Annotated in this window: 19 protein-coding genes; 11 read left to right on the top strand and 8 right to left on the bottom strand. The window is 70.7% G+C overall.

Annotated features, from left to right (window positions below; translation table 11 throughout):
* Nucleotides 1–116: 116 nt before the first annotated feature.
* Entirely contained in the window at nucleotides 117–2,399 is a 2,283-nt protein-coding gene (locus KUM38_RS00400) for a (Fe-S)-binding protein (RefSeq protein ID WP_217127212.1), read from the bottom strand.
* A 262-nt stretch (nucleotides 2,400–2,661) separates the two neighbouring features.
* On the opposite strand from KUM38_RS00400, the gene KUM38_RS00395 reads away from it, so the two are divergent.
* From KUM38_RS00395 to KUM38_RS00365, 7 genes are all read left to right on the top strand, one after another.
* On the top strand, nucleotides 2,662–3,699 hold the full coding sequence (locus tag KUM38_RS00395; protein ID WP_217127211.1) for an MraY family glycosyltransferase: 1,038 nt from the start codon (nucleotides 2,662–2,664) through the stop codon (nucleotides 3,697–3,699).
* A gap of 93 nt (nucleotides 3,700–3,792) precedes the next feature.
* Nucleotides 3,793–5,634 carry a molecular chaperone DnaK gene (dnaK, locus tag KUM38_RS00390; RefSeq protein WP_217127210.1) on the top strand — a complete coding sequence of 614 codons (1,842 nt, stop codon included), beginning with the start codon at nucleotides 3,793–3,795 and terminating at the stop codon, nucleotides 5,632–5,634.
* Nucleotides 5,631–6,299 (top strand): nucleotide exchange factor GrpE, encoded by a 669-nt coding sequence (grpE, locus tag KUM38_RS00385; protein ID WP_217127209.1) that lies wholly within the window; start codon nucleotides 5,631–5,633, stop codon nucleotides 6,297–6,299. Before dnaK ends, grpE begins: the two co-directional genes overlap by 4 nt.
* 36 nt (nucleotides 6,300–6,335) lie before the next feature.
* Nucleotides 6,336–7,511, top strand: coding sequence for a molecular chaperone DnaJ (dnaJ, locus tag KUM38_RS00380; RefSeq protein ID WP_217127208.1), 1,176 nt, complete (start codon nucleotides 6,336–6,338; stop codon nucleotides 7,509–7,511).
* Nucleotides 7,512–7,516: 5 nt separating this feature from the next.
* Nucleotides 7,517–7,966 carry a heat shock protein transcriptional repressor HspR gene (locus KUM38_RS00375; protein WP_217127207.1) on the top strand — a complete coding sequence of 150 codons (450 nt, stop codon included), beginning with the start codon at nucleotides 7,517–7,519 and terminating at the stop codon, nucleotides 7,964–7,966.
* 277 nt (nucleotides 7,967–8,243) lie between these two features.
* Nucleotides 8,244–9,350: a sugar ABC transporter substrate-binding protein gene (locus KUM38_RS00370; protein ID WP_217127206.1), complete on the top strand. Its 1,107-nt coding sequence runs from the start codon at nucleotides 8,244–8,246 to the stop codon at nucleotides 9,348–9,350.
* Nucleotides 9,351–9,479: 129 nt separating this feature from the next.
* Nucleotides 9,480–10,511, top strand: coding sequence for a helix-turn-helix transcriptional regulator (locus KUM38_RS00365; protein ID WP_217127365.1), 1,032 nt, complete (start codon nucleotides 9,480–9,482; stop codon nucleotides 10,509–10,511).
* Here KUM38_RS00365 and KUM38_RS00360 read toward each other — a convergent pair.
* Nucleotides 10,474–11,466, bottom strand: coding sequence for a LuxR C-terminal-related transcriptional regulator (locus KUM38_RS00360; protein WP_217127205.1), 993 nt, complete (start codon nucleotides 11,464–11,466; stop codon nucleotides 10,474–10,476). The genes KUM38_RS00365 and KUM38_RS00360 overlap by 38 nt on opposite strands.
* 23 nt (nucleotides 11,467–11,489) lie before the next feature.
* Nucleotides 11,490–12,500, bottom strand: a complete 1,011-nt coding sequence (locus tag KUM38_RS00355; protein ID WP_217127204.1) for a helix-turn-helix transcriptional regulator — start codon at nucleotides 12,498–12,500, stop codon at nucleotides 11,490–11,492.
* A gap of 313 nt (nucleotides 12,501–12,813) precedes the next feature.
* Here KUM38_RS00355 and KUM38_RS00350 point away from each other — a divergent pair, with 313 nt between their 5' ends.
* Nucleotides 12,814–13,149, top strand: coding sequence for a hypothetical protein (locus KUM38_RS00350; RefSeq protein ID WP_073933142.1), 336 nt, complete (start codon nucleotides 12,814–12,816; stop codon nucleotides 13,147–13,149).
* 168 nt (nucleotides 13,150–13,317) lie between these two features.
* On the opposite strand, the gene KUM38_RS00345 is transcribed toward KUM38_RS00350, so the two are convergent.
* A complete protein-coding gene (locus KUM38_RS00345; RefSeq protein ID WP_217127203.1) occupies nucleotides 13,318–13,734 on the bottom strand; it encodes a pyridoxamine 5'-phosphate oxidase family protein in 417 nt (138 codons plus the stop codon).
* 128 nt (nucleotides 13,735–13,862) lie between these two features.
* Here KUM38_RS00345 and clpB point away from each other — a divergent pair, with 128 nt between their 5' ends.
* Both clpB and KUM38_RS00335 read left to right on the top strand, forming a co-directional pair.
* Nucleotides 13,863–16,460 (top strand): ATP-dependent chaperone ClpB, encoded by a 2,598-nt coding sequence (gene clpB / locus KUM38_RS00340; RefSeq protein WP_217127202.1) that lies wholly within the window; start codon nucleotides 13,863–13,865, stop codon nucleotides 16,458–16,460.
* Between the two features lie 177 nt (nucleotides 16,461–16,637).
* Nucleotides 16,638–17,165, top strand: coding sequence for a YbjN domain-containing protein (locus KUM38_RS00335; RefSeq protein ID WP_217127201.1), 528 nt, complete (start codon nucleotides 16,638–16,640; stop codon nucleotides 17,163–17,165).
* A gap of 94 nt (nucleotides 17,166–17,259) precedes the next feature.
* Here KUM38_RS00335 and KUM38_RS00330 read toward each other — a convergent pair whose 3' ends face one another.
* From KUM38_RS00330 to KUM38_RS00315, 4 genes are all read right to left on the bottom strand, one after another.
* Entirely contained in the window at nucleotides 17,260–19,809 is a 2,550-nt protein-coding gene (locus tag KUM38_RS00330) for an immunoglobulin domain-containing protein (RefSeq protein ID WP_217127200.1), read from the bottom strand.
* 75 nt (nucleotides 19,810–19,884) lie between these two features.
* Entirely contained in the window at nucleotides 19,885–20,409 is a 525-nt protein-coding gene (locus KUM38_RS00325) for a hypothetical protein (protein WP_217127199.1), read from the bottom strand.
* 172 nt (nucleotides 20,410–20,581) lie between these two features.
* On the bottom strand, nucleotides 20,582–21,556 hold the full coding sequence (locus KUM38_RS00320; RefSeq protein WP_217127198.1) for an HtaA domain-containing protein: 975 nt from the start codon (nucleotides 21,554–21,556) through the stop codon (nucleotides 20,582–20,584).
* A gap of 33 nt (nucleotides 21,557–21,589) precedes the next feature.
* Nucleotides 21,590–22,300 carry an LPXTG cell wall anchor domain-containing protein gene (locus KUM38_RS00315; RefSeq protein ID WP_254396467.1) on the bottom strand — a complete coding sequence of 237 codons (711 nt, stop codon included), beginning with the start codon at nucleotides 22,298–22,300 and terminating at the stop codon, nucleotides 21,590–21,592.
* 171 nt (nucleotides 22,301–22,471) lie between these two features.
* Between KUM38_RS00315 and KUM38_RS00310 the strand changes: the two genes are divergently transcribed.
* Nucleotides 22,472–23,527 carry a hemin ABC transporter substrate-binding protein gene (locus KUM38_RS00310; protein WP_217127196.1) on the top strand — a complete coding sequence of 352 codons (1,056 nt, stop codon included), beginning with the start codon at nucleotides 22,472–22,474 and terminating at the stop codon, nucleotides 23,525–23,527.
* Nucleotides 23,528–23,643 lie beyond the last annotated feature (116 nt).

Raw genomic sequence — 23,643 nt, 5'->3', positions numbered from 1 at the left:
TCCCGGGGTTCACCGGACGGTCGGCGATCATGAGACCGGCGGCGGCACGTAAAGGTTGTACGTGAACATGCCGAAGGGGCCGCCCTGTCGGACGGCCCCTTCGGGGGTGTGCCGCGTTACTTCACCGGCTCCGGCTGCGGAGCGCTCTCGCTCTCCTCGTCGCCCGCCGGGTCGGCCGGGGTCTTGACGGACTCCAGCAGCAGCTGGGCCACGTCGACGACCTGGATGGACTCCTTCGCCTTGCCGTCGTTCTTCTTGCCGTTGACCGAGTCGGTCAGCATGACCAGGCAGAACGGGCAGGCGGTGGAGACGATGTCCGGGTTCAGGGCGAGGGCTTCGTCGACGCGCTCGTTGTTGATGCGCTTGCCGATCCGCTCCTCCATCCACATCCGGGCGCCGCCGGCGCCGCAGCAGAAGCCGCGCTCCTTGTGGCGGTGCATCTCCTCGTTGCGCAGACCCGGGACCTTGCCGATGATCTCGCGCGGGGGCGTGTAGATCTTGTTGTGGCGGCCCAGGTAGCACGGGTCGTGGTAGGTGATGATGCCCTCGACCGGGGTGACCGGGATCAGCTTGCCCTCGTCGACCAGGTGCTGGAGCAGCTGGGTGTGGTGGATGACCTCGTAGTCGCCGCCGAGCTGCGGGTACTCGTTGCCGAGCGTGTTGAGGCAGTGCGGGCAGGTGGCGACGATCTTCTTCGCCGACTTGGGCTTGCGGGACTCGTCGGTGACCTTGCCGTCGTCGTCCGTCTCCTCGCCGAAGGCGGCGTTGAGGGACATGACGTTCTCCATGCCGAGCTCCTGGAACAGGGGCTCGTTGCCGAGGCGGCGGGCGGAGTCACCGGTGCACTTCTCGTCGCCGCCCATGATCGCGAACTTGACGCCCGCGATGTGGAGGAGTTCCGCGAAGGCCTTGGTGGTCTTCTTGGCGCGGTCCTCCAGGGCGCCGGCGCAGCCGACCCAGTACAGGTACTCGACCTCGGACAGGTCCTCGATGTCCTTGCCGACGACCGGGACCTCGAAGTCGACCTCCTTGGTCCACTCCAGGCGCTGCTTCTTCGCCAGGCCCCAGGGGTTGCCCTTCTTCTCCAGGTTCTTGAGCATCGTGCCCGCCTCGGACGGGAAGGCGCTCTCGATCATGACCTGGTAGCGGCGCATGTCGACGATGTGGTCGACGTGCTCGATGTCGACGGGGCACTGCTCGACGCAGGCGCCGCAGGTGGTGCAGGACCACAGGACGTCCGGGTCGATGACGCCGTTCTCCTCGGCGGTGCCGATCAGCGGGCGCTCGGCCTCCGCCAGCGCCGCCGCGGGCACGCCGGCCAGCTGCTCCTCGGACGCCTTCTCCTCGCCCTCCATGGTCTTGCCGCCGCCGGCCAGCAGGTAGGGGGCCTTGGCGTGCGCGTGGTCGCGCAGGGACATGATCAGGAGCTTGGGGGAGAGCGGCTTGCCGGTGTTCCAGGCGGGGCACTGCGACTGGCAGCGGCCGCACTCGGTGCAGGTGGAGAAGTCCAGCAGGCCCTTCCAGGAGAACTGCTCGACCTGGGAGACGCCGAAGACGTCGTCGTCACCGGGGTCGGTGAAGTCGATCGGCTTGCCGCCGGAGGTCATCGGCTGCAGGGCGCCCAGCGCCGTCCCGCCGGTGGCCTCGCGCTTGAACCAGATGTTCGGGAAGGCGAGGAAGCGGTGCCAGGCCACGCCCATGTTGGTGTTCAGGCTGACCGTGATCATCCAGATCATGGTCGTGCCCAGCTTGATCATCGCGAAGAGGTAGACGAGGTTCTGCAGCGTCGCGACGGACAGGCCCTCGAAGGCGAGGACCAGCGGGTACGAGGCGAAGTACGCGGCCTCGTAGTGGTCCACGTGGTGCAGCGCGCCCTCCAGGCCGCGCAGCACGTAGATGGCGAGGCCGATGGTGAGGATGACGTACTCGACGAAGTACGCCTGGCCCATCTTCGAGCCCGTGAACCGCGACTTGCGGCCCGGCCGCGAGGGCAGGCTCAGCAGGCGGATGACGATCAGCACGAGGATGCCGAGGGTCGTCATCGCGCTGATGAACTCGATGTAGAGCTCGTACGGCAGGAAGCCGCCCAGCACCGGCAGTACCCAGTCGGCCTCGAAGAGCTGGCCGTAGGCGGTGACGATGGTCGGCGGCAGGGTCAGGAAGCCGACGGCGACGAACCAGTGGGCGATGCCGACGACGCCCCACCGGTTCATGCGGGTGTGGCCGAGGAACTCCCGCACCAGGGTCACACTGCGCTGGTAGGGATTGTCGGTCCGGGCACCGGCCGGTACCGGCTGGCCCAGCTTGAAGTACCGGACGAACTGGCCGATCGCGCGTGCGAGCAGCGCGACGCCGACCACGGTCAGGACCAGCGACACGATGATCGCGGCGAGTTGCATGGGGGCTCCTCGGGCCTGCGAGGGGTTTCGAGAGGGATCTTCGGCGGGGGCTCCACTACGGCTTCCCCGAAATTACTAAGCGGTAACTTATGCAGTCCGTTCGAGATTACCCCCATCTCCGGTCGCACTGTAGTCGGGCGCGGGGTGATCTGAATCGCTCAGGGTCGCCTATGGCGGCACCCGCGCGGGTGTCCTGGATGGCGCCCGGGATCCGGTCGTGTTATTCGCGCTAAATCGGTCCATACGCACCTAACTTATATCCGTGCTCTACGGGATCGCCGCCGCCACCATCGCCCTGCTGCTCTCCGCCGTGTTCGCGGAACTGCTGCGGGTCCCCGCCCTGCGCCTGGGGATCCTGGACCGCAGACGCCGCCTGGCGGTGCCGCTGTCCGGGGGAACGGCCGTCGTGCTCGCGACCGGGCTGGTGGCGGGGGTCGGCGACCGGGCGGGACTCGCCCCGCTCGGCACCGGGATCGGGCGGCTGCTGGCCGCCGGGGCCTGGATCGGCGTCCTCGGTCTGGCCGTCGACGTGTGGCGGCTGCGGTGGTGGATCCCGCTCACCGGTACGACCGTGGCGGCGGCGCTCGTCGTGCCGTACGCGGAGACCGGGACGGTGCAGGGGGTGCTCGCCGTGGGGTGGATCGTGGCGGTCACCGCCGCGTTCCGGGGGCTCGACCACGCGGACGGGCTGGCCGGCACCGTGGGGGCGGTGACCGCGTTCGGGGTGGCGGTCTGCGCGGCGGTCGAGCTGATGGAGGGGATCGCGGTGCTGCTGGGCGTGCTGGCCGCCGGGCTCGCCGGGTTCCTGCTGCACAACTGGCACCCCGCGCGGGCCGGCCTCGGGGCGGGAGGCTCGCTGTTCGCGGGGTTCGTGGTGGCCTCGGCGGCGGTGTTCGTGCGGGCCGGGCAGGGAATCGGGGCCGGCGCCGGGGTGTTGTTCGCCCTGACGGCCGTGGCGTGCGCCGACGCCGTCCTGGTGGTCCTCGCGCGGCGGCTGTCCCGGTGGCCGCTGACCCGCGGTCGGCCGGATCACCTCGGGCACCGGCTGCGGCGGCTCGGACTCGCGCCCCGCGCGGTGACCGTCCTGCTCGGCGCGGGAGCGTTGGGTGGGGTGCTCGTGGGGGTGGCCGTCCACACCGGGCGGGTGTCCGGGGGCGCGGTGCTGTGGGTGGTGGCGGTGGCCGCGGTGGTCGTCCTCGCGCTCGTACGCCTTCCCGTCACCCCTGTTTTTCATCCCCGTCAACGGTCTGCCGAGGTATCGCCGCAGGTCATAGAGCGGTTGCGTGTAAGGAACGGATAAGAGTTGAGTCTGTTCGACTCAGCTCTGTTGACCCCGCGCCGGGTGTCATGCATGCTTGAGTCCGTTCCACTCAAGTCAGCTGGAGGAATCGAAATGGCACGTGCGGTCGGCATCGACCTGGGCACGACTAACTCCGTCGTCAGCGTTCTGGAGGGCGGCGAGCCCACCGTCATCACCAACGCCGAGGGCGCCAGGACCACGCCGTCCGTCGTCGCCTTCGCCAAGAACGGTGAGGTGCTGGTCGGCGAGGTGGCCAAGCGCCAGGCGGTCACCAACGTCGACAGGACCATCCGGTCGGTCAAGCGCCACATGGGCACCGACTGGAAGATCGAGCTCGACGGGAAGCCCTTCAACCCGCAGCAGATCAGCGCCTTCGTGCTGCAGAAGCTGAAGCGCGACGCCGAGTCGTACCTGGGCGAGAAGGTCACGGACGCGGTCATCACCGTCCCGGCGTACTTCAACGACGCCGAGCGCCAGGCGACCAAGGAGGCCGGCGAGATCGCCGGTCTGAACGTGCTGCGCATCGTCAACGAGCCGACGGCCGCCGCCCTGGCGTACGGCCTCGACAAGGACGACCAGACCATCCTCGTCTTCGACCTCGGTGGCGGTACCTTCGACGTCTCCCTGCTGGAGATCGGCGACGGTGTCGTCGAGGTGAAGGCCACCAACGGTGACAACAACCTCGGTGGTGACGACTGGGACCAGCGCGTCGTCGACTACCTGGTCAAGCAGTTCCAGTCCGGCCACGGCGTGGACCTCGGCAAGGACAAGATGGCCCTCCAGCGCCTGCGCGAGGCCGCCGAGAAGGCCAAGATCGAGCTGTCCTCGTCCACCGAGACCTCGATCAACCTCCCCTACATCACCGCGTCCGCCGAGGGTCCCCTGCACCTCGACGAGAAGCTGACCCGCGCCCAGTTCCAGCAGCTGACCGCGGACCTGCTCGAGCGCTGCAAGACGCCGTTCCACAACGTCATCAAGGACGCCGGCATCCAGCTGTCCGAGATCGACCACGTCGTCCTCGTCGGCGGCTCCACCCGCATGCCCGCCGTCGCCGAGCTCGTCAAGGAGATGACCGGCGGCAAGGAGGCCAACAAGGGCGTCAACCCGGACGAGGTCGTCTCGATCGGTGCCGCGCTCCAGGCCGGTGTCCTCAAGGGCGAGGTCAAGGACGTCCTGCTGCTCGACGTCACCCCGCTGTCCCTCGGCATCGAGACCAAGGGCGGCATCATGACCAAGCTGATCGAGCGCAACACCACGATCCCGACGAAGCGCTCCGAGATCTTCACCACGGCCGAGGACAACCAGCCGTCGGTGCAGATCCAGGTCTACCAGGGCGAGCGCGAGATCGCGGCGTACAACAAGAAGCTCGGCATGTTCGAGCTGACCGGTCTGCCCCCGGCGCCGCGCGGCGTCCCGCAGATCGAGGTCTCCTTCGACATCGACGCCAACGGCATCATGCACGTGACCGCGAAGGACCTGGGCACGGGCAAGGAGCAGAAGATGACCGTCACCGGCGGCTCCTCGCTGCCGAAGGACGAGGTCGACCGGATGCGCCAGGAGGCCGAGAAGTACGCGGAGGAGGACCACGCCCGCCGCGAGGCCGCCGAGTCCCGCAACCAGGGCGAGCAGCTCGTCTACCAGACCGAGAAGTTCCTCAGCGACAACGCGGACAAGGTCCCCGGTGACGTCAAGACCGAGGTCGAGACGGCCGTCGCCGAGCTGAAGGAGAAGCTCAAGGGCGAGGACTCCGCCGAGATCCGCACCGCCACGGAGAAGGTCGCCGCCGTCTCCCAGAAGCTGGGCCAGGCCATGTACGCCGACGCCCAGGCCGGACAGGCCGCCGGCGCGTCCGCCGGTGCCGGTGAGGCGAAGGCCGACGACGACGTCGTCGACGCCGAGATCGTCGACGAGGACCGCAAGGACGGTGCGGCGTGACCGAGGAGACCCCGGGCTTCGACGAGCAGTCGCAGCAGCCCGACGTCCCCTCCGACGAAGCCGAGCCGAAGGCCGCCGCCCAGCCCTCCGCGGAGGAGGCGGCGGCCCCGGCCGGGGACACGGGCCAGGAAGCGGCACTGGTGGCCCAGCTGGACCAGGCGCGCACGGCGCTCAGCGAGCGCACGGCGGACCTCCAGCGCCTCCAGGCCGAGTTCCAGAACTACCGGCGCCGGGTCGAGCGCGACCGGATCGCCGTGAAGGAGATCGCCGTGGCGAACCTCCTGAGCGAGCTGCTCCCCGTGCTCGACGACGTCGGCCGCGCGCGGGAACACGGCGAACTGGTCGGCGGCTTCAAGTCCGTCGCGGAGTCGCTGGAGACGGTCATCGCCAAGATGGGCCTCCAGCAGTTCGGCAAGGAGGGCGAGCCCTTCGACCCGACGATCCACGAGGCGCTGATGCACAGCTACGCGCCGGACGTCACCGAGACGACGTGCGTGGCGATCCTGCAGCCGGGGTATCGCATCGGCGAGCGCACCATCCGCCCCGCGCGGGTGGCCGTCGCCGAGCCGCAGCCCGGCGCGCAGACGGTCAAGCCGGCCGAGGAGAGCACCGAGGCGCAGGCCGGCTCGGAGAACAAGGAGAGCGGTGGCCCGGACGAGGGCTGACGCGGGAGTCGACGCAGGGAAGGAGGGACGTCGGGGATGAGCACCAAGGACTTCATCGAGAAGGACTTCTACAAGGTCCTCGGCGTCCCCAAGGACGCCACCGAGGCCGAGATCAAGAAGGCGTACCGGAAGCTCGCCCGCGAGTTCCACCCGGACGCCAACAAGGGCAACGCCAAGGCGGAGGAGCGGTTCAAGGAGATCTCCGAGGCGAACGACGTCCTCGGCGACCCCAAGAAGCGCAAGGAGTACGACGAGGCGCGCGCGCTCTTCGGCAACGGCGGCTTCCGCCCGGGGCCGGGCGCGGGCGGCGGCTCCTTCAACTTCGACCTGGGCGACCTCTTCGGGGGTCAGGCCGGCGGCCAGCAGGCGGGCGGCTTCGGCGGCGGCCTCGGTGACGTCTTCGGGGGCCTGTTCAACCGCGGCGGCGCGGGGACCACGCGTACCCAGCCGCGGCGCGGCCAGGACATCGAGTCCGAGGTGACGCTCAGCTTCACCGAGGCGATCGAGGGTGCGACCGTCCCGCTGCGGATGTCGTCGCAGGCGCCCTGCAAGGCCTGTTCGGGCACCGGCGACAAGAACGGCACACCGCGCGTGTGCCCGACCTGCGTCGGCACCGGCCAGGTGGCGCGCGGCTCCGGCGGCGGCTTCTCGCTCACCGACCCCTGCCCCGACTGCAAGGGCCGCGGCCTGATCGCGGAGGATGCCTGCGAGATCTGCAAGGGCAGCGGCCGGGCCAAGTCCTCGCGGACCATGCAGGTGCGCATCCCCGCGGGCGTCAGCGACGGCCAGCGGATCCGGCTGCGCGGCAAGGGCGCGCCGGGCGAGCGCGGCGGCCCCGCCGGCGATCTGTACGTCGTCGTGCACGTCGGCAGCCACCCGGTGTTCGGCCGCAAGGACGACAACCTCACCGTCACGGTCCCGGTGACGTATCCCGAGGCCGTCCTCGGCGGCGAGGTCCGGGTCCCGACGCTGGGCGGTCCGCCGGTCACGCTGAAGCTGCCGCCGGGCACGCCCAACGGGCTCACCATGCGGGCCCGGGGCAAGGGCGCGGTCCGCAAGGACGGCACCCGCGGTGATCTGCTGGTCACGGTGGAGGTGAGTGTTCCCAAGGACGTGTCGGGGAAGGCTCGTGACGCATTGGAGGCGTATCGCGAGGCGACCGCGGACGACGATCCGCGGGCGGAGCTGTTCCAGGCCGCGAAGGGAGCTTGATCTGCATGGACGGCCGTCGACGCAATCCGTATGAACTGACCCAGGAGACCCCGGTCTACGTCATCTCGGTGGCGGCCCAGCTCTCCGGCCTGCACCCGCAGACGCTGCGTCAGTACGACCGGCTGGGTCTCGTGTCGCCGGACCGCACGGCCGGCCGGGGCCGCCGTTACTCGGCCCGTGACATCGAGCTGCTCCGTCAGGTGCAGCAGTTGTCGCAGGACGAGGGCATCAACCTGGCCGGAATCAAGCGCATCATCGAACTGGAGAACCAGGTCGCCGCCCTCCAGGCCCGCGTGGCCGAACTGGAGGGCGCCCTCGACGGGGCGGCCGCGGCGATGCGTCAGCGCGAGGCCGCGGTGCACGCCTCGTACCGCCGTGACCTGGTGCCCTACCAGGAGGTGCAGCAGACCAGCGCGCTGGTGGTGTGGCGGCCCAAGCGGCAGCAGTCGGACTGAGGCGCGGGTGTGAGGCGCCGCGGGAGGCCCGGAGGTCGAGTGGACCTCCGGGCCTCCCGGCTTATGTACGGACACGTGTGTGACTATCGTGTAGCTGCGTGTCCAGATGATCCCCGCCGGACGTCCGCGGGTCTCTCACGAGTTCGGCGCACCGTGCTGTGTCCATCTCGTTAAGCGGACGACCTTGACGCCGGTGGGGGCTGAAGCGTTGGCTTTTCAGTCACATGGGCCGCAAAGCTGTGCCCACGTCCAAAACGCACCTGAAGTGAGCCCTCGCATGCGTCGTATCGCCATATCCGTGGCCGCCACCTCCATGTCCGTCATGCTCGCCGGATGCGGCGTGCTCAACGCGACGGGGAGCAGCGACGACGCGAGCCCGAGCAAGGGCGACGACATCACCGTCGGGCTGCTGCTCCCGGAGAAGGCCAACACCCGGTACGAGCAGTTCGACTACCCCATTTTCAAGACGAAGGTGGAGTCGCTCACCAACAAGAAGGGCACCGTCGAGTACGCCAACGCCGAGGCGGACGCCAAGAAGCAGGCGAGCCAGATGCAGAAGATGATCGACGACCAGGTCGACGTCATCGTGCTGGACGCGGTCGACGCGCACACCATCGCGGACAGCGTGCAGAAGGCCGATGACGCGGGCATCCCCGTCATCGCCTACGACCGTCTCGCCGAGGGCCCGATCGACGCGTACATCTCCTTCGACAACGAGCTGGTCGGCGAGGTGCAGGGCCGTTCCCTGCTGGAGTCGCTCGACGGGGAGGCCAGCATCACCGACAAGATCGTGATGATGAACGGCTCGTCGACCGACCCCAACGCCAAGCAGTTCAAGGCGGGCGCGCTCTCCGAGCTCAAGGGCAAGGTGACGATCGCCAAGTCCTACGACACCAAGGACTGGAAGCCGGAGAACGCCCAGGCCAACATGGCCGAGGCGATCAACGCGATCGGCGCGGGCGACATCAAGGCGGTCTACTCCGCCAACGACGGCATGGCGGGCGGCATCGTCAAGGCGCTGAAGGCCGCCGGCGTGACCGAGATGCCCCCGATCACCGGCCAGGACGCCGAACTCGCGGCGGTGCAGCGGATCCTCGCCGGCGAGCAGTACATGAGCGTGTACAAGTCCTACCCGGACGAGGCCGAGAACGCCGCGGAGATGGCCGTGGCGAAGGTCCAGGGCAAGGACATCCAGTTCGACGCGCTGACCCGCGACCGGGTGGACAGCCCCACGACCAAGGACATCCCGGCGCAGCTCGTGCCCGTGGTCGCGCTGACGAAGGACAACATCGAGGACACCGTGGTCGCCGACGCGATCTACGACGTCTCGGACATCTGCACCGCGGAGTTCGCCGCGGCCTGCGAGGCGGTCAAGCTGAAGTAGCCGCCCCGTCGATATCCGGCCACCCGCCGGTCCCCTGACCGGCGGCGGGCCCCGCCCGTGTTGCACAGCCGGTTGTGGCCGCGCATAGTTGCGCTGCGGAAAGTGGCGGAACCGGGGGTGGGATGGGCGATGGCCGGGCACGGGACGGACGGGCATCCACACGGTGCTGACCGACTGTGCGAGGCCGGGGATCGCGTGTATTCCCGGGCCGTACGGCGCGGACGGCTGCCGCGCCGGGACGCGGAGCCGGTGCCCTGCCTGCTGGAACTGGCCCTGCTGCACCCCGATCCCGACGACATGGACTGGCTCGTCCCCACCGCCCCGCAGGAGGTCATGACCCGGCTGCTGCGCGGGATGTACGACGAGGTGAGCGCGAGTCAGCGCCGGGTCGGTTCGGCCGTCGAGGCCTTCGAGCGGTACGCCGGCCTGGGCCGCCGGGTGCCCGCCTCGCCGTCGGCGGCGGAGGGCCCGGCGATCCGGGTGCTGGACGGGCTGGCCCGTATCCAGGCCGCGATGGACGAGGCGACCCAGGCGTGCGCCACCGAGGTGCTCACCGTCCAGCCCGGCGGCATCCGGCGCGAGGCGGAGCTGTCGGAGGGTCTGCACCGGGCGATGGCGCTGCGCGGCCGGGGCGTGCGCATGCGGGACCTGTACACGCATGTCGCCCGGCACGGGCACGGGCTGCTCAGCTATCTGGAGCTGATGGGCGACGCGGTGGAGGCGCGCACGCTGGACGAGGTGATCGAGCGGCTGATCCTCTTCGACCGCACGGTCGCCTTCATCCCCGCCAACGCCGAGCGCACCATGGCGCTGGAACTGCGCCACCCGGCGCTGGTGGAGTACCTGGGCACGGTCTTCGAACGGCTGTGGCGGCTGGCCATCCCGCTGACCGCCCCGCTGCCCGACACCGGCATCGAGGGCATCTCGCACCGCGAGCAGTCCATCGCGGCGCTGCTGGCGGAGGGCCACCAGGACGCGGTGATCGCGGAGCGGCTCGGCATCAGCGTGCGGACGTGCCGGGCGCACATCGCCCGCCTGTCGGAGACGCTGGGGGCGGCGAGCCGTACGCAACTGGGGGTGCGGATCGCCCAGGCCGGCCTGGACGGGGCCCGGGGGCCGGCGGTCATTCGGCCCGGTCGAGGATCCCGGACCGTCCGATGAGATAGCCCAGCTGCGCCCGGCTCCGACTGCCCAGCAGCGCGGCGAGTTTGGCGATGTGGACGCGTGCGGTGCGGATGTTCATGCCGAGGCGGTCCGCTATGACGGCGTCGGTGTGGCCCTCCACCAGGAAGCGGGCGATGGCCCGTTGACGGGCGGTGACGCCGTTGAGGGCCGCCGGTTCGACCGGCCGGGGGTGCATGGGGGTGGCCAGTCGCCAGAAGCTGTCGAACACGCTGACCAGGTACGTGATGATGGGCGGGTGGCGGATCTCCAGCGCGACGCTGCGCTGTCTGTCCGCGTCACCGGGAATGTAGGCGACGGTCTGGTCGATGACGATCAGACGGCCGGCGACCTCGTCCAGGGTGCGTGCCTCGGCGTCGCCGTTCAACCGCTCGTACCGGGCGACGACCAGGGGGATGTGGCGCTGGGTGTGCGGATAGAGGACGCGGATCCGGCCGCCGCGGTCGAGGAACTCCTGGTCGCGGACCAGGGCGGCGGCCTGTGCCGCTCGCGCGACCTCGGAGGTGTGGTAGTTGCTGTGAGGCTGCATGGCGAGGAGTTCCCCCGTCCCTTCCGCCAGTGCCTCGAGGATGGCGCCGTTGATCCGCTCCGCGCCGCTGATGACACGGAGCGACGGCGTGTGCGTCTCCACGGCCAGTTCACCCATCCGTAGGAGCGGCTGGAAGGCCTCGGTCAGTCGTGCTTCGCGCCGCCGCTCCGCCGCGACGCGTTCGCCGGAGGACCGCAGCAGCCGGTGCAGGGCGACCGTCGGCGCGACGGGAACCAGTCGTCCCGGATCGTCGAGGGAAGGGTGGAGCAGCCCGGAGTCGAGCACGCAGGGGGTCTCGTGGGCCTCCTCGGCGGGCACGGGGCCTTCCCGCAGTGCCCGGGCGTACAGCTCGGCACCCGCGTCGCACAGGTCCTCGGCTTCGTGGTGGTGCGCGGTTGCGGTCACGCGGGGTCCGTACCTCCTCGGCTTCACGGTTCCTGGTTGAGGATTCCCGACTGTGCGATCAGATAGCCGAGCTGGGCGCGGCTGCCGCTTCCGAGGGCGGAGGCGAGCTTGGCTATGTGGGCGCGGCAGGTGCGTACGTTCATGCCCAGACGCCGGGCGATGGCTTCGTCCACGTGGCCCTCGACGAGCAGTTTGGCGATGGAGTGCTGGATGTCGGTGAGGCCGTCGGGGGCCGGTTCGTACGGGGCGCCCGCGTTCAGTGAGACCGCGCGGGTCCACATGAACTCGAAGACCTTGATCAGGTAGCGGACGAGACCCGGGTGGCGCAGTTCGAGGGCGACCTGCCGGTCGTCGCGGGTGGGGATGAAGGCGACGGTCTCGTCGCAGATGATGAGCCGCTCCACCAGTTCGTCGATGGTGCGGTACTCCACCTTGGCGGTGTCGAACCGGGCCACGTACGCCAGCGTCTCGGGACTGTGCCGGGCGGTGTGCTGGTAGAGGGTCCGGATGCGCACCCCCCGCTCGGTCATCTGCCGGTCGCGCTCCAGCGCCTGGGTGAGGGTGTGCTCCAGGCGACGGCCGCCCGGCTGGACGGAGAGCATCTCGGACCGGCACTGGGAGGTGGCCAGATCGAGGGCGGCGTTGATCCGGTCGAATCCCTCCAGCACCGTCATCGAGTGGGTGCTCATCGTGGTCTGGGCGCTGAGGGTCATGAACGGCTCGAAGGCGTCGGCGAGCTCGATCGAGGCCCGCCGGCGCTCGGTGATCTCCCGTTCCAGGGGGTTGAGCCGCTGGGCCAGTGCCACCGCCGGGGCGACCGGGCGCAGCCAGGTGGGGTCGTCCGGGTCGGGGTGCAGCAGGGCGAGTTCCATCAGGCAGGGGGCGGACTCCGCGTCCGCGCGGGGGACGCGGCCCGCCCGCAGCGCGTCGGCATAGAGACGGCTGGCGGCCTCACACAGTTCGGTCACCGTATGGGGATGTACCTCATTGGTCCGATTCGTAGTCAAATCTCCACCCCCCAGGGTCCTGAACATGCAGGAACATGATGCACCGATTGTGTGGCCATGACGTGCCCGAATGAGCCATCGTCGTACTTGACGGGGGAAGGGTGACTTTCGAGTGAGGACGAAGCCGACTATGCGCAAGAGAACGCTTCGCTCGGTACTTGTCGCCGCCTTCTCTGCCGTCATGGCCTTCGGAGCGCTGAGTGGCCTGGCCGGCACGAAGGGCGACGTCCGGGCTGACAGCAGCTGGGGGCCGGTGGTGGTATCCAAGTCCGCGCCCCCGGACAGCAGCTGGGGTTCGCCGGTGCCCCAGCTCGCAGACGACAGCAGTTGGGGCTGAGTGATGACCACACCACCCGACGACCGTTCCTTCCGCAGGGAGATGGCGACCGCCTACCGGTCCGGATGGCACTTCATCGACCTGGTCACCGCCATCCCCCACAGCGGTGACTCGTTGATGGTGACCGTCTTCGGTGAGCCGGTCGTCGTCACGCGGGACGAGGACGGGGACGTACGGGCGTACCGGTGCCTGCGGCGGCCCAGGGGGGCGCCGAAGCCCGTACGGTGTGCCATCCGGTACGGAATGATCTTTGTGAACCTGGACCAGCGGGACCACCGGCAGGTGGAGTCCGACTCCCCTGTCCCCCGGACCATCTCTGCCACCCCCCGCAGTGCCTGACGCGATTCCCCCGTCGTAAAAGATCGCGCAGGTGCTTCCCCCCGCAGCGGCGTCACCGTGACCTGAACACGGTGACGCCGCTGCAGTTTTCCGGGACATTTCCGGGTATCGGCCCGGTCGAGCGATGGCCGGAAGCCATCGCTCGGTGTACGAACCGTACGGGCGGCCTCACCCACGGCCCATCGCGCGCGTGAGCGCGATCTCGATGACCACCCGGGACGGGTTCGGCGACGGCATCCGTCCGTAGCGTTCCGCGTACCGCCGCACCGCCTCCTCCACGCGCCCCGGTTCCGTACGGACCACCGCCCGCCCCTCCAGCGTCGCCCACCGCCGGCCGTCCACCTGGCAGACCGCGACGGGCGCGCCCCCGGCCCCCGCCGCCCGCACGTGGCGCACCTTCGCGCTCGTCCTGTTCGTGATGACCCGGGCGAGCAGCGCCCCGGGGTCGTACGTCACCCCGACGGGTACCAGGTGCGGGGTGCCGTCCGGACGGAGGGTGGTCAGCGTGCACAGGTGCTTCTCGCGCCAGAAGCTGAGGTACGACGCGTCCGGATCGCCCGGATCTACCGAGTACGTGGTGGCCATGGACCGGAACTTAGCCGCCGTGGCCCTCCCGGGACACACCTTGAGTGGAATAGACTCAAGTTTGTGTACGTTGACCGAGTCAGCCGCGAAGGCCGCTGAAGGGTCACCGCAAGGAGGAGAACGGATACGTGGACGCCGAGCTGACCAACAGGAGCCGGGAAGCGCTGCAGGCCGCCGGCAACCGGGCCGTGACCGAGGGACACCCCGACCTCACCCCCGCCCACCTGCTGCTCTCCCTGCTCGCCGGGCAGGAGAACGAGAACATCACGGACCTGCTCGCCGCGGTCGACGCCGACCAGGCCGCCGTACGCTCCGGGGCCGAGCGCATCCTCGCCGGCCTGCCGAGCGTCACCGGGTCCACCGTCGCACCGCCCCAGCCCAACCGTGAACTGCTCGCCGTCATCGCGGACGCCCAGTCCCGCGCCCGCGACCTCGGCGACGAGTACCTCTCCACCGAACACCTCGTCATCGGCATCGCCGCCAAGGGCGGAGCCGCCGGCGAGGTCCTCGCCCGGCAGGGCGCCACCGCGAAGAAGCTGCAGGACGCCTTCCAGAAGGCCCGCGGAGCCCGCCGGGTGACCACCGCCGACCCCGAGGGCCAGTACAAGGCCCTGGAGAAGTTCGGCACCGACCTCACCGCCTCCGCCCGCGAGGGCAGGCTCGACCCCGTCATCGGACGCGACCAGGAGATCCGGCGCGTCGTCCAGGTGCTGTCCCGCCGCACCAAGAACAACCCGGTGCTGATCGGCGAGCCCGGCGTCGGCAAGACCGCCGTCGTCGAGGGCCTCGCCCAGCGCATCGTCAAGGGCGACGTCCCCGAGTCGCTGAAGAACAAGCGGCTGGTCGCCCTCGACCTCGGCGCCATGGTCGCCGGCGCCAAGTACCGGGGTGAGTTCGAGGAGCGGCTGAAGACCGTCCTGGCCGAGATCAAGGAATCCGACGGCCAGGTCATCACCTTCATCGACGAACTGCACACCGTCGTCGGCGCGGGCGCCGGCGGCGACTCCGCGATGGACGCCGGCAACATGCTCAAGCCCATGCTCGCCCGCGGCGAACTCCGCATGGTCGGCGCCACCACCCTCGACGAGTACCGCGAACGCATCGAGAAGGACCCGGCCCTCGAACGCCGCTTCCAGCAGGTGCTGGTCGCCGAGCCGACCGTCGAGGACTCCATCGCCATCCTCCGCGGGCTCAAGGGCCGCTACGAGGCCCACCACAAGGTCCAGATCGCCGACAGCGCCCTCGTCGCCGCCGCCACCCTCTCCGACCGCTACATCACCTCCCGCTTCCTCCCCGACAAGGCCATCGACCTCGTCGACGAGGCCGCCTCCCGCCTCCGCATGGAGATCGACTCCTCGCCCGTCGAGATCGACGAACTCCAGCGCGCCGTGGACCGGTTGAGGATGGAGGAGATGGCGATCGGCAAGGAGACCGACGCCGCCTCCCGGGAACGCCTGGACAAGCTGCGCCGCGACCTCGCCGACAAGGAGGAGGAGCTGCGCGGCCTCAACGCCCGCTGGGAGAAGGAGAAGCAGTCCCTCAACCGGGTCGGCGAACTGAAGGAGAAGCTCGACGAGCTGCGCGGCCAGGCCGAACGCGCCCAGCGCGACGGCGACTTCGACACCGCCTCCAAGCTGCTCTACGGCGAGATCCCCGCCCTGGAACGCGACCTGGAGGCCGCCTCCGAGGCCGAGGAGGAGGCAGCGAAGGACACCATGGTCAAGGAGGAGGTCGGCGCCGACGACATCGCCGACGTCGTCGCCTCCTGGACCGGCATCCCGGCCGGCCGCCTCATGGAGGGCGAGACCCAGAAGCTGCTCCGCATGGAGGACGAACTCGGCAAGCGCCTCATCGGCCAGACCGAGGCCGTACGCGCCGTCTCCGACGCCGTACGCCGCAGCCGCGCCGGTATCGCCGACCCCGACCGCCCCACCGGCTCCTTCCTCTTCCTCGGCCCGACGGGCGTCGGCAAGACCGAGCTGGCGAAGGCCCTCGCCGACTTCCTCTTCGACGACGAGCGGGCCATGGTCCGCATCGACATGTCGGAGTACAGCGAGAAGCACAGCGTGGCCCGGCTGGTCGGCGCCCCGCCCGGCTACGTCGGCTACGAGGAGGGCGGCCAGCTCACCGAGGCCGTCCGCCGCCGCCCCTACAGCGTCGTCCTCCTCGACGAGGTCGAGAAGGCCCACCCCGAGGTCTTCGACATCCTGCTCCAGGTGCTCGACGACGGCCGCCTCACCGACGGCCAGGGCCGCACCGTCGACTTCCGCAACACCATCCTGGTGCTGACGTCCAACCTGGGCAGCCAGTACCTGGTGGACCCGCTCAGTACCGAGACGGAGAAGAAGGAGCAGGTCCTGGAGGTGGTCCGCGCCTCCTTCAAGCCCGAGTTCCTCAACCGCCTCGACGACATGGTCGTCTTCTCGGCCCTCACCAAGCCCGAACTGGAACGCATCGCGCGGCTCCAGCTCGACGGCCTGGCCCGCCGCCTCGCCGACCGCCGCCTCGCCCTGGACGTCACCCCCGAGGCCCTGGCCTGGCTCGCCGAGGAGGGCATGGACCCCGCCTACGGCGCCCGCCCCCTGCGCCGCCTCGTCCAGACCGCCATCGGCGACCGCCTCGCCAAGGAGATCCTGGCCGGCGGGATCAAGGACGGCGACACGGTCCGCGTGGACCGCTTCGAGGACGGCCTGCTGGTGGGCCCGGCCACCGGCAAGTCGCTCTGAGCGACGGTTCCGCTTTCGGGCCCGATGTTCCCCCCGGGAACGTTGGGCCCGACCCGTACCGGGTACCCCGACAGTGACCGGATCGAGTCAGCCCACGGCTGACAGGCCCGTCGGGGCTTGCCACCCCCCTCCCCGCATGGGGGAGGATGGCGGGATCCGTACGAAGGGAAATTCACGGTGACCATCGACCCGTCCTCGATCCCCAGCTTCGGGGGCCAGCCCGAGCCGCAGCCCCAAGGACCGGCGGGCCCCGTCGTTCCGGATCAGGACCTCGTGAAGCAGCTCCTCGACCAGATGGAGCTCAAGTACGTCGTCGACGACGAGGGTGACCTCGCGGCGCCGTGGGAGCAGTTCCGCACCTACTTCATGTTCCGCGGGGAGGAGGACCAGCAGATCTTCTCCGTCCGGACGTTCTACGACCGGCCGCACAAGATCGACGAGAAGCCGCAGCTGCTCGAGTCCGTCGACGACTGGAACCGGCGCACGCTGTGGCCCAAGGTCTACACCCACACGCATGACGACGGCACGGTCCGTCTCATCGGTGAGGCCCAGATGCTGATCGGCATGGGCGTCAGCCTGGAGCACTTCGTCTCGTCGACGGTCAGCTGGGTGCGGGCCGCGATCGAGTTCGACAAGTGGCTCGTCGAGCAGCTCGGCCTCGAGCAGGAGGTCAACGAGGCGGACAAGCCGGAGGACGACGAGTAGTCCGTCCGGTCCGCCCCCCTCACATGCGTCCGCCCCCTCCGCCCGCACACGCGGGGAGGGGGCGGACGTCTGTGGGACCGCCGTCAGGCTGCCGTCAGGCCGCGGTGCGGGCCCGTCGGCGGGCCACCCAGCCGGTGGCCGTCAGGGCGGCCGCGAGGGCGGCGACGGAGAGGACGGTCACGCCGGTGGAGGCGAGGCTGCCGCCGGTGGAGCCGGTGGTGACGGTGCCGCCGCCCGTACCGCCGCTCGTGCCGCCCGTATCGCCGTCCGTACCGCCGGTGTCCGGGTCGGTGTCGTCCGGGGTGTCGGTGCCGCCGGTGCCGTCGTCGTCCGTGTCGACCGGGTCCTGGCCGACGAACGCGACCGGGACCTTCACGTCCTGGGAGCGGTCGCCGGAGAGGGTGTGGTCGGCGCGGGTGGCCAGGACGCACTTCGCCTTGAAGCAGTCGGTGTACTCGTCCTTGGCGTCGACGGTGAGCTCGACCTCGAAGGATCCGCCGTCCTCGTACGGGACCGCCAGGTCCTCGCCGTAGTCCGGCGGGTCGGAGGAGATCCAGGCGGAGGAGTGGGAGCCGCCGGTCATGTCGACGCCGCCGATGCACGGAGTGGGCAGTGCGCCCTCTCCGTTGTCGACGCACAGGGCGACGTAGACGCCCTTCTCCTCGTCGTAACCGGAGCCGGTGACCTTCAGGGTCTGGTTCTCGGTGGCGAGGTGGTTGACCGGGGTCACGGTCAGCTTCTGGCCGTCGGGGCCGGTGACGGTCCTGGAGCCCGAGGGCTCGTCGTCGCCGTCGCCGTCGGCGGGAGGCCCGGAGGGATCGGTGCCGGGGGCTTCCTTCACCGTCAGGGTGACGGGCGCGGTACGGGTCGTGCCGGCCGGGTTGGTGAACTCGGCGCGGTACGCGTAACCGTCCTGGGCGGCCTTGGCGGTGAAGGTGTACGTGTTCTCCGTCGCGCCCTCGACCGCCGACCAGGTCTGGCCGCCGTCGGGACTGACGCTCCAGGCCACCGTGGGCTCGGGGGTGCCTTCGGCGGCGGCCGTGAGGGTGACCTCGTCACCGGGGGCGACGGACTGGTCGGTGGGGGACCGGACGACCTTGGGCGACCTGCGCAGGTCGAGCCTGACGACCTCGTTCGCCGTGCCCCTGGTGACGTACACGGAGGTGGCTCCGGGCGCGACGGCGATGCCCGCGTAGGAGGTCGACTCGCTTCCCGGCAGGGTGACCGGTGTCGCCGCCCGCTCGAAGGTCGCGCCGTCCAGGACCTCCACGGAGCCGTCGTCGTCCCCGGTGCTGTCGGAGAGGTCCTCGCGCAGGACGAAGGCCCGCCCGGTGGCCTTGTCGAAGGCGGCCGCCGAGGGCCGGTCCACGCCGGTGAGCGTGGTCAGCGGCGTGCCGTCCTCGTCGAAGACGAGCACGGACGTGGTGCCGCCCACCCAGACGTTGCCGGTCGCCGGGTCCGTCTCGACGAAGAAGACGGAGTCGTCGGCGGGGATCTCGGTCGTGGCGGTGACCTTGAACGTGGCGGTGTCCACCCGGCGCAGCACCCTCGTCTCCCCGGCGGTGCCGATGGACCAGGCCACGCCGCGCTCGGCGTCCACACCGATCCGGCCGCCGCCCTCCAGCGTGACCGTGTCCGTCACGGCGCCGGTGGCGAGCTCGACGCGGCGCAGCTCGGGGCCGGCCGCGATCAGCACGGAGGAGGTGTCGGCGTCCTGGTCGACACCGGTGAAGGACGTGCCGTCGAACCAGTGGCCCCGCGCGGCGGTGTCGCCGTCCTTGGCCGTGCCGATGCCGCGCAGCGGGAAGTGGAACGCGACGCCGTCGCCGGCGAGCGGGCCGATGATCCTGCGGACCACGCGGGCGGCCATGGTGCCGCCCGCTCCGGGGGCCTGGGCGATGTGGCTGAGGAGCTCGCCGTTCTCGGGGTCGACGACGTACAGGCCCTGCTCGGCCACGTCGCCGGTGTCGGGGATGTTCTCCGAACCGACGTACAGCTTCCCGGAGTCGGGGTGCAGCAGCAGGTCCAGCGGGCGCCCGACGGTCGTGAAAGCGGCGGACCGTACGTAGCTGATCGTCCCGGGCGGCACGTCGACGCCGTCACCGCCGTCGCCGCCACCGCCGGTGTCCTGGCCCTCCCAGGTGACGGGCACGCGCACGTCCTGGGAGCGGTCGCCGGTGTTGCGGTGGTCGACGCGGGTGACGACGGCGCAGGAGTACCGGAGGCAGTCGACGCTCGCGTCCTTGGCCTGCGCCCTGATCTCGACGTCGAAGGTGCCGCCGGCGCCCCAGGTGGTGGCGAGGACGCCCGCGTACGGGTCGCCCTCGGGGACGATCCAGTGCGAGGCGCCGCCCTCGCCGCTCGGGTCGGCGCCGCCGACGCAGGGGCCGGGGACCTTGCCGTCGCCGTTGTCCCGGCAGAGCGCGACGTAGACGGCCTTGGTCGTGTCGTAGCCCGCGCCGGTGACGCGGAGCGTCTCGCCGGCGGGGTTCAGGTTCGCGGTGGCGGAGACGGACAGTCTCTGTCCCTCCGCGCCCGTTCCGGTCTTGGGGGTGTCGGCGGCCCGGGCGGCCGGGCCCATGGCGAGTGACGCGGTCGTGAGCGCGGCGGCTCCCAGGAGCGCCGCCGGGCGTCTGAGGTGCATGGAGAGTTCCTCACTCGTCCGGTTGGGGCCCGGCCGGATGGATGGATGGGTGGGCGGATGGGTGGGGACGGACCGCTAGAAGGTGATCGGGACGTGGACGTCGTACTTGCGGTCGTTGGTGTCGAGGTGGTCGGCGCGCGTGACGATGGCGCACTCCACGTCCACGCCGCAGACGCTGCCGTCGGCGAGGTTGGGGTTGACGTAGACGTCCACGTCGAAGGTGCCGCCGGGGCCGAACTTGGAGCTGTTGGCGAACAGGCCGCCGAAGGTGTTGTTGACCCAGTGCGAGGCACCGGTCGAGCCGGTCTGGTCCTGACCGCCCAGGCACGGCGTCGGCTTCTGCGTGCCCGGGGCGCCGTCGACCACGCACAGACCGACGTAGATGCCCTGGCCGGGGTTGAAGCCGGAGCCGGTGACGTTGACGACCTGACCGGCCGCGGAGGCCGTGCTCGGGGCGGTCACCGACAGGGTGTACGTGGTGCCGCCGTCGACGATCGTGCGGGTCGACGTCGCGGCGGAGGCGGAGGTCGCCAGGCCCAGGGTGAGGGCGGAGGCGGCGGCGGTGGCGAGGGCGGTGCGGGCGGCGAGCTTGGCTCTCATGGGAGGATCACCCTTCTCGTAGGTTAGGTAAGGTAAACCTAAGTATGAGTTCGGGGTGCTTGTCAACGGAGGTGTGGATCTCTCAACTCCCGTGTTCCGCAAGGTCGGTGGGCATGCCTGGGAGCGGGTCGGCCCGACCCGCTCCCGCTTCCGCTCCTCTCCGGTGAAGCGGCTACTCCGGTGCCCGCACCTCGAACTCCGCGACGGCGCCGCGGCCGCCGGACACCGTGTACAGCTCGACCGTGTGAACGCCTTCGAAGGCCCTGTCGTACACGGGGAAGGTCCTCGTGACACCGCCCTGCGCATCGGCCACCACCTGGTAGCGGGTGTCCTGATCGATCGACACGAGCACGATCTCGCCGGGCTCGAAGCCCGTGCCGGTGACCTGTTGTCCGGCGCCGGGGGCGAGGGTGGTCCGGGTGACGGTGGCGGTGGGGGCGGCTGCCGTCCGTCCGGCGTCCTCCCGCCTCTCGTCGGTGGGGCGGCTCGCGGGCGGCCCGGACGGCCGGGAGGGCCCGGATCCCTCGGGTGTGCCGGCTGTGCCGGGTGTCTCGCCCGGCACGGGTGTGGCCCCGGCGGTCCCGCTCCCCGTCCCCACCGTCACGTCCAGCACCCCGAACGCGTCTCCGGCGGCGAACTCCGCCCCGCTCCACTCGGACAGCAGTGCCGCCCCCTCTGCGGAGAGGGACGCCCGAAGTCCGCTCCAGGTCACGCCACTTGAGCGGACGACGGGACCGGAGTCCGACGTCACCTCCGCGAGGACGCGTTCACGGGCCTGCCCGGCGACCACCGCGCGCGCGGAGAGAACGCCCGTGTCACCGTCCAGTTCCAGCCGGAGCCCGCCGAGGGGCAGGGATCCGGATGCCGCGGTCAGCAGCGCGGTACCGCCCAGCTCGATGTCCGCCTCCCCGGTCCCGGTGTCCGCGCCGCCGCCGGTCACGGGGAACCAGGAGCGGTCCGCGGACCCCCGTACGGCCGGCTCGGCGACGTCCAGTGTGACGTTCCGGTTCTCGAACCTCAGGGCCGCGTAGCCGCCGGACGCCTCGTGCGGGAACGTGGCCCCGTCCTGGGCCGCCGCGACGCCCGGACACAGCAGTGCGAGCAGCGCGCCGCCCGTCACGGCGGCGGCGCCGGGTCTCTTCGCCATCTTCAAGCCTCCCTGTGGAGTGTGGTGTTGAGGTCAGGGTCGGCCGTCGTGCGCGGCCGACCGGCGCCTGCGCGCCCACAGCCAGGTACCGGTGCCGGCGGCGACCAGGCCGGCCGCGGTCAGGCCGGTGGTGAGGGCGGTGGAGCCGGTGGAGGCGAGGGGGCCGTTCCCGGTCTTGTCCGAACCGCCGGTGCCGCCGCCGGTGGTGCTTCCTCCGGTGGCGGCCCCGGCGGTCGTGCCCGCCGGGGCGGTCGCGCCCGGCGTCGACGTGTCCGTGGGGGATCCGGAGCCCTGGAACGTCACCGGGATCCGCACCGTCTGGCTCTGGTCCCCGCCCCGGGTGTGGTCGTTGCGGGTGATGACGGCGCACTTCACACCGGACTCGGTGCAGTCGGTGTTGGCGTCCTTGGCGCGGACCTTGATCTGCACGGAGAACGAGCCGTCGTGCCCTTCGCCCTTGTACGGCTTGGCGAGGCCCTCGCCGTAGGAGGGCGGGTTGGAGGAGACCCACTGGGAGGCCCCGGACTCACCGGACATGTCGACGCCGCCGACGCAGGGGGTCGGGGTCCTGCCCGCCCCGTTGTCCACGCAGAAGGCGACGTAGATGCCCTTCTCGGTGTGGTAACCGGTGCCGGAGACGGTGACCGTCTCGCCCGCCGGGTCCAGCCCCGAGCTCTTGGAAACGGTGAGCTTCTGCCCCTCGGGGCCGGTCGCCGAGGACGCCGCGGCGGCCGGTGAGGCCACCGCCAGCACCAGGGCGGCCGAGGCCGCCGTCCCGGCGGAACGGACAACACCCGTACCACTTAGGCGACTTGAGGAAATCAACGCAACACCCCCACCATAAGTTTGTAAGGTAAGCCTAACCTTCCCATGGATCAACTGTGGGGGATGCGGGAGAGTGCGAAGGGATGAGCGATGCGCATGTCCGGTAGACGGCCGGCCGGGGCGCCCGGGCGGCGAGTCCTGGCCCCGTTGGCCCTGGCCCTCGCGCTGCTGACGGGAGCCTGTGCGGGCGGTGGCACCGGCACGGCGTCCTCCGGGACCACACCGGCTTCCGCGGGTGCGCGGGCGGTCGCGGCGGAGAAGCAGCTGACGAAGAACACCCTCGTACCACTGGAGGGCGACGCACCCACCCCGAAGCTGCCGGTGACGGTCGACTCCTCCGACGGGCGCACGGTGCGCGTGCGGGACGCGTCGCGCATCCTGCCGCTCAACGGCGGCATCGCGGAGATCGTCTTCACCCTCGGGCTCGGCGACCGGGTGGTGGGCCGGGACATCACGGCGACCTTCGCGGAGGCCGAGAAGCTCCCGCAGGTCACCAAGGCGCACGACGTGAGCGCCGAGGGCGTGCTGTCGCTGCGCCCGACGGTCGTGCTCGCCGACACCGACACCGGCCCGAGCGAGGCCCTCGACCAGATCCGCGACGCGGGCGTCCCGGTCGTGGTCCTGGACCCGGCGACCGAGCTGTCCGACGTCTCGACGCGCACGACCCGCATCGCCGGGGCACTGGGCGTCCCCGAGGCGGGCAAGGCGCTCAACTCCCGCATGGCGAAGGACCTCGCGGCGGCCAGGGCGGCCGTTCCCGAGGGCAGCGAGCCCAAGGTCGCCTTCCTCTACATGCGCGGCAGCGCGGCCGTCTACCTCATGGGCGGCAGGGGCTCCGGCGCGGATTCCCTGATCGAGGCGGCGGGCGGGGTCGACGCGGGTGTCGAGGGCGGCCTGGACAGGCCTTTCACCCCGCTCACCAGCGAGGCCCTCGTCGCCGCCGCGCCCGACGTGATCCTCATGATGGACAAGGGCCTCGAGTCGGTGGGCGGCGTCGACGGCCTGGTCGACATCCCGGGCATCCGCGAAACCCCGGCGGGCGCGAACCGCCGCATCGTGAGCCTGGAGGACGGCGTACTGCTGAGCTTCGGCCCGCGGACGCCGCTGGTCATCGACATCCTCGTGGACAGACTCCACACCGAGTGAACGACGGCACGGCCGCCCCCCGCTGTCTCCTGGGTCGCTTTCATAGAGGCGAGTTGAAGGCGATCGTCACCGCGTCCGGGTCAACGGGGCACCGGTCGCAGGCCCTTGTACGGGTC

The sequence above is a fragment of the Streptomyces sp. AC558_RSS880 genome, assembly GCF_019049255.1.
Taxonomy (GTDB): Bacteria; Actinomycetota; Actinomycetes; order Streptomycetales; family Streptomycetaceae; genus Streptomyces.
Note: the sequence above shows the minus strand (reverse complement) of the source record. Positions and strands in the feature narration are given on the sequence as shown.

Bases quoted from the DNA above. Each gene is read 5' to 3' on its own strand.
- KUM38_RS00345 (WP_217127203.1), bottom strand. From the start codon at position 13,734: ATGGCCACCACGTACTCGGTAGATCCGGGCGATCCGGACGCGTCGTAC.
- KUM38_RS00375 (WP_217127207.1), top strand. From the start codon at position 7,517: ATGGACGGCCGTCGACGCAATCCGTATGAACTGACCCAGGAGACCCCG.
- KUM38_RS00370 (WP_217127206.1), top strand. From the start codon at position 8,244: ATGCGTCGTATCGCCATATCCGTGGCCGCCACCTCCATGTCCGTCATG.
- dnaJ (WP_217127208.1), top strand. From the start codon at position 6,336: ATGAGCACCAAGGACTTCATCGAGAAGGACTTCTACAAGGTCCTCGGC.
- KUM38_RS00325 (WP_217127199.1), bottom strand. From the start codon at position 20,409: ATGAGAGCCAAGCTCGCCGCCCGCACCGCCCTCGCCACCGCCGCCGCC.
- KUM38_RS00355 (WP_217127204.1), bottom strand. From the start codon at position 12,500: ATGTTCAGGACCCTGGGGGGTGGAGATTTGACTACGAATCGGACCAAT.
- dnaK (WP_217127210.1), top strand. From the start codon at position 3,793: ATGGCACGTGCGGTCGGCATCGACCTGGGCACGACTAACTCCGTCGTC.
- KUM38_RS00320 (WP_217127198.1), bottom strand. From the start codon at position 21,556: ATGGCGAAGAGACCCGGCGCCGCCGCCGTGACGGGCGGCGCGCTGCTC.
- KUM38_RS00330 (WP_217127200.1), bottom strand. From the start codon at position 19,809: ATGCACCTCAGACGCCCGGCGGCGCTCCTGGGAGCCGCCGCGCTCACG.
- KUM38_RS00400 (WP_217127212.1), bottom strand. From the start codon at position 2,399: ATGCAACTCGCCGCGATCATCGTGTCGCTGGTCCTGACCGTGGTCGGC.
- KUM38_RS00350 (WP_073933142.1), top strand. From the start codon at position 12,814: ATGACCACACCACCCGACGACCGTTCCTTCCGCAGGGAGATGGCGACC.
- KUM38_RS00365 (WP_217127365.1), top strand. From the start codon at position 9,480: ATGGCCGGGCACGGGACGGACGGGCATCCACACGGTGCTGACCGACTG.
- KUM38_RS00310 (WP_217127196.1), top strand. From the start codon at position 22,472: ATGCGCATGTCCGGTAGACGGCCGGCCGGGGCGCCCGGGCGGCGAGTC.